Below are 14495 nucleotides of genomic sequence, written 5' to 3' on the forward strand. Positions count from 1 at the left end.
CTTTATTTGCAAATGGCTGGACAGAAACGACAGGCAGTAACAGCCTGAAAGGTATAAGCCACCTTACATAAACGGAATAAAAACTCCCGGAAGTCTCAACCACTTCCGGGAGTTTTGTTTTGCTCATGCATGAAATTCATCACATTTCTTAGCTGTTATTATCATATGCTTTATTTTCATAAAAGTCAACCTATAAGTATATATTTCCCATTAGTTTTTCTCTATCCCCACATCACGCCTGCAGTTTTTCTCATTCTGTCATACTCGCTTTTCCTCCTAAGTCCAACATATATAAAATGCTGTCTCTGTCCGACCTTTTCATAAAATCGATGTGATGCATGTGCAACGGACGGTGTATCCAGTATGATATACTGCACATTTGCCGCTTCTGCAAATTCGAGTAACTTCTTATATAAAGCAAGCCCGACTTTCTGTGAACGATACTCTTTCTTCACGAAGAATTTCTTCATGATTGCACAGTGGTTATCTTTCTTCATCAGTCCAAGCGTTCCGATTACCCTTCCCTGATCCAGCGCAATCCAGAACTCACCGCCATTTTTCTGATAGGAGTCATGAATTGTAAGCAAATCTGGCTGTTCCTCAAGAGACAGATTAATCTTCGATTCATTATTCTGAATATCTAAAATTAACGAAATAATCTCATCATATTTTCCACTGTATGTTTCAATCTGCATTACAAATTCCTCCCGTCTGTTACTTATTATACTATTCACATTTTTCTTCCAGTAATAAAAAATCATTACATCTTTTTGACAAACTTGTAGATTTTCATTTTTAACCTATACAAACAATTAATTCACTCTTGATTCCATTCAGTTCAATCACGTTGTCCGCCTCCGGCGCATCAAACCGTTCCACCTGCTGCCCGGCTTTTTCATAAGAAATGCTTGTTCCAATGCCCTTTGCAACTGCCTGGAAAATCGCCTCTTCTGGAACATGTATTTTTGATGTCGCAGACACCTGATTAATTGCGATCTCGCCGTTCAATGAATCGCACATAATCTCCATGTCAAGATTACAATCAACCTCCACCGAACCGACAACATTTTCCAAAATCAAATTTGTTGTCTTCACACCAAATTCCATATTTTCACATTCTATGGAACGGATTTCTACCGTTTCCGCATGAGCTTCACACTCAATCTTATCTATATACTGCACCGGAATCTGCACGAAAATATCAATTTCACTCTTCGCCATTGCTTCCGTGGCACCATTCTTTCGTTTTACATCTATATCAATTCGTTTCCGGATATCATCAATCTTAACCTTGAAATCATTCTGAAGAGTTGAAAATGTATTGGATCCCAGTCGGACCCGGATTTTCTCGCCCTCATATCCAGCCAGTATAAGCCACTTCGCCCCTTCCAGCTTCATATCATAATGCTTCGATTCATCAATATCATACTCCGTAATACTTTCATACAAGTACTCCGTCTCCACTACCTTTTTTGAATCTCTTTCATTTGAAAGTAGATCGTCTATGGAAATGTCAAACAGCATTGAAATCGCCATTATATTTTCAATATCTGGGATTCCCGCACCCGTCTCCCATTTTGTAACCGCCTGTCTCGATACACCAAGCTTCTCCGCCAACTGCTCCTGCGACATACCAGCCTGCTTGCGAAGCATCTTCACATTTTCTGCAAAAGTCATATCCATAATCTCCTTGTCTTTTCTTACCCGTTCGAGAGTCTTATCACAGAACTTAAGGTTGCTTCACAGACATATTTCTTATCCGAAACTATTTGTCTGGACAGCCTGCACTCTCTAAACATCTCCTAACAACTTACAGTATAGAAAACTGCACTTTACATCACAAGCACACAAAGATGTCATCAAAACATTTTCCTGCTACTTTGCGTAGCATCTCCCTTATTTCCCTATTTTATCATACCCACCTCGCGGTCGCCAAGGTCTTGAGCAAGCTCTGACTTTGACTCGTCAATAGCGCAGCAAAATCTTCCCCTTTCATTCACACTTTCCCCTTCACACAAACTTTAAACTTCCACTTACATAAAAATACAGCTACCGTTGGCAAATTATAGATTTCATTTTGCAAACGATAGCTGTATTTTATTATATATACGGAAGTTAAATTCTCGTATTCTTCTCCCTTGACACCTTCAACCGGTTCATGGCTCTTGCCAGGGATGCTTTCGTGTGATAGTATTCCTGGATACTCTGCTTCTGCCGAAGTTTTTCTTCCATGACTTCACGCCGTTCTTCTGCTCTTCTGGCGTCAATTTCTTCCGGTTTTTCAGCGGTCTGTACCAGCATGGTAACACGGTTGTTAACAACCTCAAGGAATCCGGTTCCAACGGCAAGTGTCTCCCACGTTCCGTCTTCCAGCTGCATCTTCGCTTCACCGACTTCGATTGCTATGATCATGTTCTCATGATCTGCCAGAATTCCCATCTGACCGCCGTCGGCTGCAGGTACAATCACCTTCTGGCATCGTCCGTTATACGCCACGCGGTCACTGGCTATGACTTTCAACCAAAATGTTTTCATAGTTTACGCACCTCTTACTCTCCGTCTTTCAGTGTCTTTGCTTTCTCGATAACTTCGTCGATCGTTCCGACATTGAAGAAGGCTGCCTCCGGATATTCATCCATTTCTCCGTCGATGATCATTTTGAATCCACGGATTGTCTCTTTCAGTGGTACATATTTTCCAGGAATTCCTGTAAATGTCTCAGCTACGAAGAATGGCTGTGACAGGAATTTCTGAATCTTTCTTGCTCTCATAACCGTTGCTTTATCTTCATCGGACAGCTCTTCCATACCAAGAATGGCAATAATGTCCTGAAGTTCTTTGTACTTCTGAAGAATCTCTGTTACCTGGTTGGCTACTTTATAATGCTCTTCACCTACGATGTCTGCCTCCAGGATACGTGAGTTAGACTCCAACGGATCTACAGCCGGGTAAATTCCCTGCTCAACAACCTTACGTGAAAGTACGGTTGTTGCATCCAGATGTGCAAATGTTGTTGCCGGTGCAGGGTCTGTTAAGTCGTCGGCCGGTACATAGACTGCCTGAACGGACGTGACAGAACCATTCTTTGTAGAAGCAATACGCTCCTGTAATTCACCCATTTCTGTTGCCAGTGTCGGCTGATAACCTACGGCTGATGGCATACGTCCAAGCAGGGCGGAAACTTCAGATCCAGCCTGTGTGAATCGGAAAATGTTATCAATAAAGAGCAACACGTTCTGATGTTCTTTGTCACGGAAATACTCAGCCATTGTAAGTCCTGTCTCAGCGACACGCATACGAGCTCCAGGCGGCTCGTTCATCTGACCAAATACCAAAGCGGTCTTCTCAAGTACGCCAGACGCTTTCATCTCTGTCCAGAGGTCATTTCCTTCACGGGAACGCTCTCCGACACCTGTAAAGATAGAATATCCACCATGCTCTGTTGCTACATTTCGGATCAACTCCTGAATCAGTACAGTCTTACCAACTCCGGCTCCTCCGAACAGACCAATCTTACCACCTTTTGCATATGGTGCAAGAAGGTCGATGACCTTGATACCTGTCTCAAGGATCTCGACAGCAGGACTCTGCTCTTCAAATGTAGGCGCCTGTCTGTGGATTTCCCAGCGCTCTGCATCTTTCTCTATTTCTTTTCCATCATCGATGGTCTGACCAAGCACATTGAACAGACGTCCAAGTGTCTGATCTCCAACTGGAACTTTGATACCGCTTCCAGTTGCACGGACTTCCATATCTTTGTGAAGTCCTTCACTTGCAGCCAGCATCAGACAACGTACTTCGCTGTTTCCCAGATGCTGTGCAACTTCCATAATACAAGTCTTGTCTCCGTTATCTACCTCAAGGGCATCTTTGATATTCGGAAGCTCTCCGTCTTCAAATAAAACATCGACAACAGGACCCATGACCTGTACAATTCGTCCTTTATTCATATCTGTTCTCACTTCCTTTTCCGTTTCTGTGCCTTCGCACCTGCGCATACCTCTGTGATTTCCTGCGTAATGGCTGCCTGTCTTGCCCGGTTATAAGCAATAGACAAATCTTTGATAATTGCCTCAGCACTGTCTGTCGCTGACTTCATAGCCGTCATTCTGGCATTATGCTCACTTGCATACGCCTCGACCAAACAACCGTAAATCATTCCGGTTACATAATTCGGTACGATATTGTCCATGACGCTCTCGACAGACGGATATAGCTGAATCGCCTCACGCCTTAAGTTTGCCGGAATGCTGTCCTCTCCGAATGCACTTCTCTCAAGCGGAAGCAGCTTTACAGTCTCCACCTCAGATACCATAGAATTCTCCATTCGCGTATAGACAGCATACACTTCGTCCAGCTCGCCATTATTAAACTGTTCCATCAATGTCTCAGAAATAATTCTGGCTCTGCTCAGGTTCGGTTTCTGCACAGTATATTGGAAATTTTGTTCAATCTCATGTCCCTGACTTACAAAATAATGTCTTCCAAGCTCACCTACGACAAACAATTTGTGGTGTCCCGGCATTTTCATGATTTCCTCTTCTGCTTTTTCTACATTGTGATTGTAAGCTCCTGCCAGTCCTTTATCACCGGTAATAACTACAGATCCGATTTTCCGTTCTTCTTTCGGAATTTCTTCCCTACTGTCAAAATACTGGTTGCTCACTTCCGGCATATGACGCAGGATTCTGGCAATCTCAGCCTGTAATTTATAAAAATACGGCTCTGCATCTGCCAGTTTTTTTCTGGCCTGACGCATTTTTGTAGAAGAGATCAGGTACATGGCATTGGTGATTTTCATCGTATCTTTTACACTGTTAATTCGTGTCTGTATTTCTCTGATATTTGCCATACATTAACACCTGCTCTTTTTGAATTCCTCTGCAATCTCCACGATCTTCTGGGACAACTCTTTAGACAGATCCTTTGTCTCCTCGATTTCTCTTGCGATTTCCGGATGTACACTTGCAAAGTAACTTAACATATCCATCTGGAATCCTTTTACTTTTGCAGTTGGAATTCCAAGCATGACTTTATGTCTTGCAGCACAAAGTGTAATAACTTTATCTGCCAGTGACATTGGTTTTCCAAGCGGCTGCTTCAGAAGCTCCATCAGTCCGCTGCCATATTCCAGCTGTTCTTTCGTTGCATCATCAAGGTCTGAACTGAACTGTGTGAAGACTTCCATCTCACGATACTGGGCCAGATCGATACGAAGACTTCCTGCTGCCTTCTTCATAGCCTTTGTCTGTGCATCTCCACCTACACGAGATACAGACAATCCTACGTTGACCGCCGGACGCATTCCTGAGAAGAACAAACTGCTTTCCAGGAAAATCTGTCCATCTGTGATGGAAATAACGTTTGTCGGAATATATGCAGATACATCTCCGGCCTGTGTCTCGATGATTGGAAGAGCCGTGATAGATCCGCCACCTTTTTCCTCACTCAGACGGCTGGAACGCTCCAGAAGTCTTGAATGCAGATAGAATACGTCTCCAGGATAAGCCTCACGTCCAGGGGATCTACCAAGTAACAGTGACAATGCACGGTACGCAACTGCGTGTTTGGAAAGATCATCATAAACGATCAGTACATCTTTTCCTTTGTACATAAAATACTCTGCCAGTGCAGTTCCCGCATAAGGAGCAATGTACTGAAGCGGCGCACAGTCGCTTGCTGTTGATGCTAATACGATGGTGTGATCCATAGCTCCTGATGTCTTAAATGTATTTACAACTTTTGAAATCGTTGATGCCTTCTGACCGATGGCAACATAGATACAGATCACTCCATTTCCATTCTGGTTCAAGATCGTATCTGTTGCGATAGATGTCTTACCAGTCTGTCTGTCACCGATGATCAGCTCTCTCTGTCCACGTCCGATTGGGAACATGGAATCGATAGAAAGGATTCCTGTCTCCATAGGAACGCTGACGGATTTTCTGTCAATGATTCCAGGTGCTTCATTTTCAATCGGGCGATAATCATCTGCCTCAATCTCTCCGGCACCGTCGATTGGTGCACCAAGGGCATTGATAACTCTTCCGATAAATTTATCTCCTACCGGGATTCCGGCTTTTTTCTTTGTACGTGCAACCTTTGTTCCTTCTTTGATTCCTGTATCTGATCCAAATAAGATACATCCGATCTCGTCTTTCTGGATATCCTGTACCATACCCTTCAGACCATTTTCGAAGGTAACGATCTCGCCGTACATTGCATGATCGATTCCGTAAATGGTAGCGATTCCGTCTCCGACTGTTACAACAGTTCCGACTTCGCTGTCTTTACTGATCTCATCAAAATTCTCTATTTCACTTTTCAGAATTGAAATAATTTCATCTGAATTGATTGAACTCACTTACGTTCACCTCCAGGTCAATTTTTGTTCTAACCGGTTCATTCTTCCACGAATGCTCCAGTCATATTCATCACTGCCCGCTCTCAGGATAAATCCTCCAAGCAGTGACGGGTCTTTTTCGACCTCCAGATTTACCTTCGATTTATGATATTTATCCATAATAAATGTTTTCATCTTCTCAGCCTGCTCTTCGTCTGGCTCGTCTACACATATTAAAGTCGCAGTCATAACTTGCTGCTGCTCCTCACAATATTTATCATAGCTTTCGAAAATGTCCCAAAGCATGCCCATTCTCTGGTTCTCGCATGTTACCTTCAGGAAATTACAAATAGACTTTGGAAATATCTGTTCGATAACACTGTATTTGTTCTTTGCCGTAATTACCGGATTTAACAGTACTTCATATACTTCCGGTACCTGACAGAAGATTTCTTTTGTTTTCTCAATATCTGCTTTCGGAATTTCCAGTTCGTACAGAACTCTTGCATAGCGCTTTGCTGCCGGCTGAACGAACTTTACTGTATTACTCGTCTTTGCCGTCATGAGCGTCACCTACGCTTTCCAAAAACTGATCATAAATCGCCTGATTTCCTTGTTTTCTTGTCTCTTCATCTACAATCTTTCTGGCTGCCTGCATTGCAAGTCCTGCAATCTGTGTCTCAACGCCATCCAGTGCCTGCTTTCGCTCAGTCTCGATGGTCTTTCTGGCACGTTCGATCGTGGCATCTGCTCTTCTGTCCGCATCTGCAAGAATCTCATCTGACTGTCTCTTAGCCTCTACACGGGCATTTTCAACGATTTTAACCGACTCCTCTTTTGCACCGGAAAGAGCTGACTCATACTCTTTTTTCAGAGACTCTGCCTCTTCCTGTCTGTCACTTGCATTTTTCAGTCCGTCGGCAATCATCTGCTCACGCTTTTCCATGATCCCCATAACTGGTTTGAACAGGAATTTCTTCAGTAATAGATAAAAGACTACAAGGTTTATTATGGTCCAGAGAAGGCTCAAATCTACTTTTATCACCTTTTCCCACCTGCCTTTCTTCTTTTCTCCTGCTTCTTTACGAACTGCTAATTATTTCAGCATCAGGATAATCAGAAGACCGATGATAAATCCATAAATAGCTGTTGCCTCTGCAAGGGCACAACCAAGAATCAGGTTCTTGCTGATCTTTGACTCAGCCTCTGGCTGTCTTGCGATAGCGTCTACTGCCTTGCTTGTTGCAAGACCAATACCAATACCTGCTCCTAAACCTGTTAAAACTGCGATACCTGCTCCAATTGCTACTAACATAATCTTAATCTCCTTTTCTTCTTGTCTAAAAATGTTTTCTTAAATCCCTTTTAAGTCTGTTCGTCTTATCTTCCGGCTTTACTCCTGTTCCTCATTCATGAACAGCGCCGTCAGAAATACAAATACATAAGCCTGTAAGAATCCATCAAATATATCAAAATAAAAACTAAACGGGATTGGTATAATCGCCGGAGCTACTATTTTTAAAAGCTCCATGATTACAAATGCTCCCAGTACATTACCGAACAGTCGCATGCACAAGGACAATGGACGGATTACAATCTCCAGTACCATGATCGGTGCGACGAACGGAACCGGCTTTGCAAAATGTTTGACCCAGTGTTTTAATCCGTTTTTATGTATTCCGGAATACTCGATCAGACACATACTCATAACAGCCAGCGCTATTGTGACATTCAGATCCTTTGTCGGCGGTTTAAACCCAAACAATCCAATGATATTGGCAATTCCGATATAGATCAGCACCGTGATCAGATATGGGATATATCTTCGGTTTTCTTTGCCCATAACATCTTCAAAGAAGTCCACTCCTTTTCCGATTGCGGATTCCAATAAAAGCTGAGCTTTCCCCGGATTCTCTACACTGAGATTCCTTACGAATATGACACACAGCAATACAACTACAGCCATAATGATCCATGTGACCGCCACGGACTCACTAATCTTAATTCCCCCGAATAACGGAATGGTAAATGCTGTATCACAATTCAGCTCTTCCAACAGACTCTCTGTTAATTTCTCCGTATGACTCCCTCCCTTTCTTCTTCAAATTTCGTGATTACTTTACTCTCCTGTTTTTTAAATGTCAATCATTTCTTTTTTTCTTAACAATTACTTTATTTGACAATTTTTTAAGCATATTCTCTTATTTGAGTTTTTTCATTTGTCCAAAATTTAGTCACTTTCCTCCCGTTTTATATACCTTCTCCTTAACATGTTGAAAATTTGCACAAATTATTTGTGTTTTTCAGAAAAATTTTAGTCGTTACGCATATTGCTTTCGGCAATATGATATAGATATGACCGCTATACACCATTGAGTTTGACTTTTTTTGCCAAAGCCTGTAAACTAAGGCAAGGCAAGAATCTCCCGGATTTGGGAAGTTTGCAAATAAAGAAATACAACAAATAAGGAGAGCATATATGCGACTTAGAAATATACCCCGCGCCGAAGGCGTGTTAAAAGAGTGCAGTCAGGTTATCGAGACTCCGGAAGAATTCCGTGGTCACTGGGCATCTGATGTATTCCAGAATGACTACCCGGTCCACATTGAAATCGGCATGGGAAAAGGCCGTTTTCTCATGGCACTGGCTCAGAAAAATCCACAGATCAACTACATCGGAATCGAGCGCTACACAAGCGTCCTTCTCCGTGCTGTGGAAAAGTTAAACATATATATAGAAGAAAACGAAAGCACTCTGCCAAACATTCGCTTCATTTGTATGGACGCACAGGACATAGCAAATGTGTTCGCTGAAAATGAAGTTGACCGGATCTATCTGAACTTCTCCGACCCATGGCCGAAAGCCCGCCATGCAAGAAGGCGCCTCACGTCACCGGATTTTTTTGCACGTTACGACAAGGTGCTTGTCCAGGACGGACAGGTAGAATTCAAGACAGATAACCGTGATCTTTTTGATTTTTCCGTTGAGTCTTTAGGGGAATCCGAAACATGGGGCATTTCCGAATGTACTTATGACCTGCACCATGATGAAATTATGAACGTTGGAAATATTATGACAGAATATGAAGAGAAATTTTCATCCATGGATCACCCGATTTGCAAGCTCATTGCTAAAAGAAGATGTCTGCTGTGACTTTCTTAGCGCTACAGCGCATATATTATTAATGAGAAAGCCTTCGGAGTCTGTTCGCCATGAGCCGAAATTGTCATAACAAAAAAAACTTCCGACAAAAGTTTTTTGAATACACTTATCGAAATCGGTGTCTGCACAGGTGGATCGGTTGTTTCAGAAAATCCCTGAAAGAAGTATATGATATTCTGAACCACGGTTCTGACTGCCGAAGGCACTGATCAGAAAGGTTGATTTGATGTTACATTTAACTGCAAAAAATTTTCAAATAGAAGTAAAAGATACCTCTCTCCCGGTCGTCGTTATGTTCTACGCTATCTGGTGCGGGAAATGTGCCATGATGAAGCCGGTCGTGGAGGATATCGAAAAGAAATACGCCGGAAAGATCAAGTTCTGCGAAGTCGAAATTGAAGAATCTGCAGTACTCGCCGCAGAATACGCCCCGGAAATCGTCCCGACATTTGTTCTCTTCAAAGATAAAAAGTCAGTCGGTGCCATGGGGGGAATGGTGGATGAACACACATTTGAATCCAGAATACTGGAAATCTTGTCTTAGTCCACAGATGTACACAAGCCGTAACAAAATCTTTCGAAATAGTTAAGAATTTTTTACTTTTTACTTTTACACAAGTATGCTATTATTGGGGGTACAGAAAGGAGATGTGGCGTCTGACACCACAGGATAATTATGAGTATGAAAAAATTAAAAAGGGTTCTGCCGTTTAGCCTGGCAATCATTCTGGCATCTGTAAGCCTGCCGGTAACTGCCCTGGCTGACAGCGCAAAAGTAGTCACTCTCGGAGCGAACTTATCCGACGAGCAGAAAGCTTCTATGTACAAATACTTCGGTACTTCCGCCGATCAGGTAGACACGATCGAAGTCACGAACACAGACGAAAGAAAATATATGGAAGGGATCGCAACCGAATCCCAGATTGGTACAAGAACATATAGCTGTTCTTATGTTGAGCCGACAGACAGCGGCGGAATTCAGGTAAAAGTCGCAAACCTAACATTTGTAACAAGTTCTATGATCGCCAGTACACTTTTGACTTCCGGCGTTGAGAACTGTAACGTTGTTGCCGGATCTCCAATTGAAGTATCCGGAACCGGTGCACTGACAGGTATTATGATGGCTTACGAAAAAGCCAGTGGGAAAGAACTTTCCGAAGACCAGAAAGCAACTGCAACAGAAGAGCTGGTAACAACCGGTGACCTCGCCAAGGATCTCGGTCAGGATACAGCATCTGATCTGATCAACGATGTCAAAGAATCCGTTATTGAAGATAAACTGACTGATCCGTCCGATATTCAGGACGCGATTTCTGACGCAGCCGATAAGCAGGGAATTACACTGACCGATGACCAGCTTGCAAAAATCACAAGTCTGATGGAATCTATTTCCCAGTACGACTACGATGTCAAAGCACTGAAAAAGACTCTCGACAACCTGGACGGGAAATCCGGAGGATTCTTCAGCAACTTGTGGTCCTCCATCAAAGGCTTCTTTGGCGGAGATGACTCCAACGGCGGAATTATTAACAATACAGATGATGCAGCACTCGGAAATGATGCAATCATCGACAGCACATTAGATGCCGTAAAAGCCAAAGCAAACGATGCCGTAAATCAGGCAAAAGAGGAAGGACTTTGGGATAAAATCGTAGGATTTTTCAAAGATCTGTTCGGAGGCGATGATACCGAAAACTCCGATAATACAGATAGCACTGACGCAGTCGAAGAAAATACGGACAACAACACCGATACAGGCAGCACCGACAACAATGCTGATAACGACACTTCTACAAACGCAGAATAAAATTAATTCATAACTTTAGCAGGGAGATGGAATACTCAAATTCCATCTCCCTGTTTCTCTTCCACACCTCTCTTATTATACATTTTAAAATTCAAAAACTGCTACCCCATACGGCGGCAATTTGTATCCAAATGAATATGGTCTTCCATCACATTCTTTCTTCACGGCATGATAAATGTTCTGTCTCTTCTCGCCATTTCCGCCATATTTCACATCGTCACTGTTCAGAATCAGCTTATACTGCTTCTTTCTAGGAACGCCTACACGGTAATCTTCTCTTGCCATCGGTGTGAAGTTGATCACGAACAAAAGGTTATGCTTTCCATCTTTAGAATGGCGGATAAAACTGTAAATGCTTCTGTATGCATCATCTGCATTGACCCACTCGAATCCTTCCCATGACTGATCCAGTTCATAAAGCGCCTGTTTCTTTTTATACATGTGGAGTAGATCACGCATCCATGACTGAATTGCCTGATGCTCCGGCTCCTCCAACAGATACCAGTCCAGTTCACGTTCCTCTGACCACTCGCGAAGCTGTGCAAAATCCTGTCCCATGAACAACAATTTCTTTCCGGCGTGTCCCATCATAAATGCATATCCTGCTTTCAGGTTCGCATATTTATCAAATCCAAGTCCTGGCATCTTATTGATCATGGAACATTTCAAATGGACAACCTCATCATGCGACAGTACGAGAATGTAATCTTCGCTGTACGCATAACTCATGGCAAATGTCATCATATGATGATTGTCTTTTCTGAAATACGGATCCAGCTTCATATATTCCGTAAAGTCGTGCATCCACCCCATATTCCACTTAAGGCTAAATCCAAGACCTCCGTCTTCTACATCTCCAGTTACCTTCGGCCATGCCGTAGACTCTTCCGCTATCATAAGTGCACCCGGATTTCTTCCAAGTACAACTGTGTTCAGATGCTTGAAGAAATCTACTGCCTCCAGGTTCTCATTACCTCCATACTGGTTCGGAACCCATTCTCCGTCTTTCTTTCCATAATCCAGATACAGCATAGAAGCAACTGCATCAACACGAAGTCCATCAATATGGAAGTGCTCCACCCAGAAAAGTGCATTGGCAATCAGGAAGTTCCTTACCTCATTCTTGCCAAGATCAAATATCTTCGTCCCCCAGTCCGGATGCTCCCCTTTTCTTGGATCTGCATACTCGTAAGTTGCTGTTCCGTCAAACTCGGCAAGTCCATGCTCATCCTTTGGAAAATGTGCCGGAACCCAGTCCATAATGACACCGATTCCATTTCTATGCAGATAATTGATCATCCACGCAAAATCTTCCGGTGTTCCATAACGGCTTGTCGGCGCATAATATCCTGTCACCTGATATCCCCATGATCCATCAAATGGGTGTTCTGCGATTCCCATGATCTCCACATGCGTATATCCCATATCTTTCATATACTTTGTGATTTCTTTTGCAAACTCACGATAAGTATAGAATCCCTCGTCCTCTGTGCCTGGGTGCCTCTTCCAAGAACCCATATGAACCTCATATACAGACATTGGTTCTTTTTTGTGGTTCCATTTTTCCCGTGCAGTCATCCAGGAACTATCGGTCCATTTCAAATTCTCAATATTCGTTATTCTTGATGCTGTACCCGGACGAAGTTCTGCATAATTGGCATACGGATCTGCCTTCATATGATACTCCCCTGTAATCGTCTCAATGCAGAACTTATACATCATGCCTTCTTTTACTCCCGGTACAAAGCATGTGTAAATTCCGATATATTCCGCCCTTGTCATAGGGTTTCTTGTGCGATCCCAGTCATTGAATTCCCCCACTACAGACACGGATTTCGCATTCGGTGCCCAGACAGCAAAATAAACTCCTTCCTGCCCTTCGTCGTCCACCATATGTGCACCCAGCTTCTTATAAATTTCGTAGTGATTTCCCTGTCCGAAAAGGTACTGATCTAATTCTCCGATTTCATAAGCTTTCCATTCTTTCTCCATAAACTTCCCTCACATTTCATCCGGATTTCAATATCTTAAGTATACCTTAGCGGAACACAAAATTCAATCTATGTCACTCGATTCCAGACAAAAAACAGGGATACAATTTTCTACAATTGTATCCCTGCTTCATCACTTACATTCACTATATCATTAAATTTTAAAATCTTCTTCCTTCAGAATAATGCGATCTGACGAATCCGTAGATTTTCCAAATACACGTCTTGCAAGATGCTTTACATTTGCTTTCTGTGAATGTTTAATTGCTTCATCCATGATTTCTTTTACTTCCGCAACTGTAACCGCATGATCTTCACGCTGCATTACATCAATTCGGCTGTAAAGTGCCAGAATTCCCATTTCATCAAGCTTATATCCATTTTCCTTCGCATAAGTCTGACCAAATGTTACTAACTCATCATTGATGAATACCGGAAGTTCAAGCTTAGAAGTGAATTTCTTTTTGAAATCCGGATTAGCTGTCATAATTCTCTCCAGAGGTTTTCTCTGATCTTCAAGAACAAAGAGAAGCTCTCCGGTCTTTCTTGACATCAATGCATTCAGTTCCTTGATTGTTCTGGAATTCAACTTACCAGCCTTTTCGATGATGATCGCTCCACCGCGAAGCTTCTGGATAATATTGCCAAGTTCCTTCTTATTCAGCGATTCACCTGTAACAATAGCAACTTTACCCTGTTTCAGATTTCTTTGTTTCTGGATTGCTTTTACAATATCTACTGCAAGTACTGTTTTTCCAGATCCTTTACGGCCAACGATCATTAAGTTACCGGTTCTTGAAGTTCCCTCTCTCTGGGCACGTCTGTCATTATCAAGTACTGCAACAATCTGTTCACTCATTCCTCTGACCGGTACGAAGTAAGAGAATAATTTCTTCTGCTCCTCTGTCAGTCCGGCTTTCAGTCCAATCTCACTGGTTGCACTTAAGTCATATCTTCCTGTTACAACAAATCCGGTATCAAATGGAACTCCACTTCCTTTTGACTTCTTAATTCTGCGCTGAATCTCTTCCTCAGATGGTTCTTCAATTTCCAAGTCTCCTTCAAGTTCTTCCGGATCCGGAATCTCAGGAAGCTCATCTTCAAAGTCATCTTCCTCGAAATCATCTTCCTCAAAATCATCCTCTTCCTCGAAGTCGTCCTCTTCCTCGAAGTCATCCTCTTCCTCGAAAT

The 14495-nt window shown here is 42.6% G+C and carries 15 protein-coding genes; 3 read left to right on the top strand and 12 right to left on the bottom strand.

Going from position 1 to position 14495, the window contains the following annotated elements; translation table 11 throughout:
• Positions 1-221: 221 nt before the first annotated feature.
• The 10 genes from LI164_RS09520 to LI164_RS09565 form a co-directional block, all read right to left on the bottom strand.
• Positions 222-695 (bottom strand): GNAT family N-acetyltransferase, encoded by a 474-nt coding sequence (locus LI164_RS09520; RefSeq protein ID WP_040015629.1) that lies wholly within the window; start codon positions 693-695, stop codon positions 222-224.
• Between the two features lie 100 nt (positions 696-795).
• Positions 796-1677 carry a helix-turn-helix transcriptional regulator gene (locus LI164_RS09525; RefSeq protein ID WP_040015628.1) on the bottom strand — a complete coding sequence of 294 codons (882 nt, stop codon included), beginning with the start codon at positions 1675-1677 and terminating at the stop codon, positions 796-798.
• 438 nt (positions 1678-2115) lie between these two features.
• Positions 2116-2535: an ATP synthase F1 subunit epsilon gene (gene atpC, locus LI164_RS09530; RefSeq protein WP_005335094.1), complete on the bottom strand. Its 420-nt coding sequence runs from the start codon at positions 2533-2535 to the stop codon at positions 2116-2118.
• Between the two features lie 14 nt (positions 2536-2549).
• A complete protein-coding gene (gene atpD / locus LI164_RS09535; RefSeq protein ID WP_029730530.1) occupies positions 2550-3950 on the bottom strand; it encodes a F0F1 ATP synthase subunit beta in 1401 nt (466 codons plus the stop codon).
• Between the two features lie 8 nt (positions 3951-3958).
• Entirely contained in the window at positions 3959-4852 is an 894-nt protein-coding gene (atpG, locus tag LI164_RS09540) for an ATP synthase F1 subunit gamma (RefSeq protein WP_005335090.1), read from the bottom strand.
• Positions 4853-4855: 3 nt separating this feature from the next.
• Positions 4856-6364, bottom strand: coding sequence for a F0F1 ATP synthase subunit alpha (gene atpA, locus LI164_RS09545; protein WP_005335089.1), 1509 nt, complete (start codon positions 6362-6364; stop codon positions 4856-4858).
• 6 nt (positions 6365-6370) lie between these two features.
• Complete coding sequence (gene atpH, locus LI164_RS09550; RefSeq protein ID WP_117613738.1) at positions 6371-6907, bottom strand: ATP synthase F1 subunit delta; 537 nt, start codon at positions 6905-6907, stop codon at positions 6371-6373.
• Entirely contained in the window at positions 6888-7388 is a 501-nt protein-coding gene (atpF, locus tag LI164_RS09555) for a F0F1 ATP synthase subunit B (RefSeq protein ID WP_005335085.1), read from the bottom strand. The genes atpH and atpF overlap by 20 nt, the downstream gene beginning before the upstream one ends.
• Before the next feature lie 51 nt (positions 7389-7439).
• Positions 7440-7658, bottom strand: coding sequence for an ATP synthase F0 subunit C (gene atpE / locus LI164_RS09560; RefSeq protein WP_005335083.1), 219 nt, complete (start codon positions 7656-7658; stop codon positions 7440-7442).
• Between the two features lie 78 nt (positions 7659-7736).
• On the bottom strand, positions 7737-8399 hold the full coding sequence (locus LI164_RS09565) for a F0F1 ATP synthase subunit A (RefSeq protein WP_005335082.1): 663 nt from the start codon (positions 8397-8399) through the stop codon (positions 7737-7739).
• 423 nt (positions 8400-8822) lie between these two features.
• On the opposite strand from LI164_RS09565, the gene trmB reads away from it, so the two are divergent.
• The 3 genes from trmB to LI164_RS09580 all read left to right on the top strand — a co-directional run bounded on the left by trmB (position 8823) and on the right by LI164_RS09580 (position 11313).
• On the top strand, positions 8823-9497 hold the full coding sequence (trmB, locus tag LI164_RS09570; protein ID WP_005335080.1) for a tRNA (guanosine(46)-N7)-methyltransferase TrmB: 675 nt from the start codon (positions 8823-8825) through the stop codon (positions 9495-9497).
• Between the two features lie 235 nt (positions 9498-9732).
• Complete coding sequence (locus tag LI164_RS09575; RefSeq protein WP_005335076.1) at positions 9733-10050, top strand: co-chaperone YbbN; 318 nt, start codon at positions 9733-9735, stop codon at positions 10048-10050.
• A 138-nt stretch (positions 10051-10188) separates the two neighbouring features.
• Positions 10189-11313 carry a DUF1002 domain-containing protein gene (locus tag LI164_RS09580; protein WP_227087035.1) on the top strand — a complete coding sequence of 375 codons (1125 nt, stop codon included), beginning with the start codon at positions 10189-10191 and terminating at the stop codon, positions 11311-11313.
• A gap of 84 nt (positions 11314-11397) precedes the next feature.
• Here LI164_RS09580 and glgB read toward each other — a convergent pair whose 3' ends face one another.
• Both glgB and LI164_RS09590 read right to left on the bottom strand, forming a co-directional pair.
• Complete coding sequence (glgB, locus tag LI164_RS09585; protein ID WP_005335073.1) at positions 11398-13305, bottom strand: 1,4-alpha-glucan branching protein GlgB; 1908 nt, start codon at positions 13303-13305, stop codon at positions 11398-11400.
• A gap of 153 nt (positions 13306-13458) precedes the next feature.
• On the bottom strand, positions 13459-14495 hold a 1037-nt coding region (locus LI164_RS09590; RefSeq protein ID WP_255642360.1), incomplete at its 5' end, for an NB-ARC domain-containing protein.

The organism is Dorea sp. 210702-DFI.3.125, assembly GCF_020560945.1.
GTDB lineage: Bacteria > Bacillota > Clostridia > Lachnospirales > Lachnospiraceae > Dorea > Dorea formicigenerans.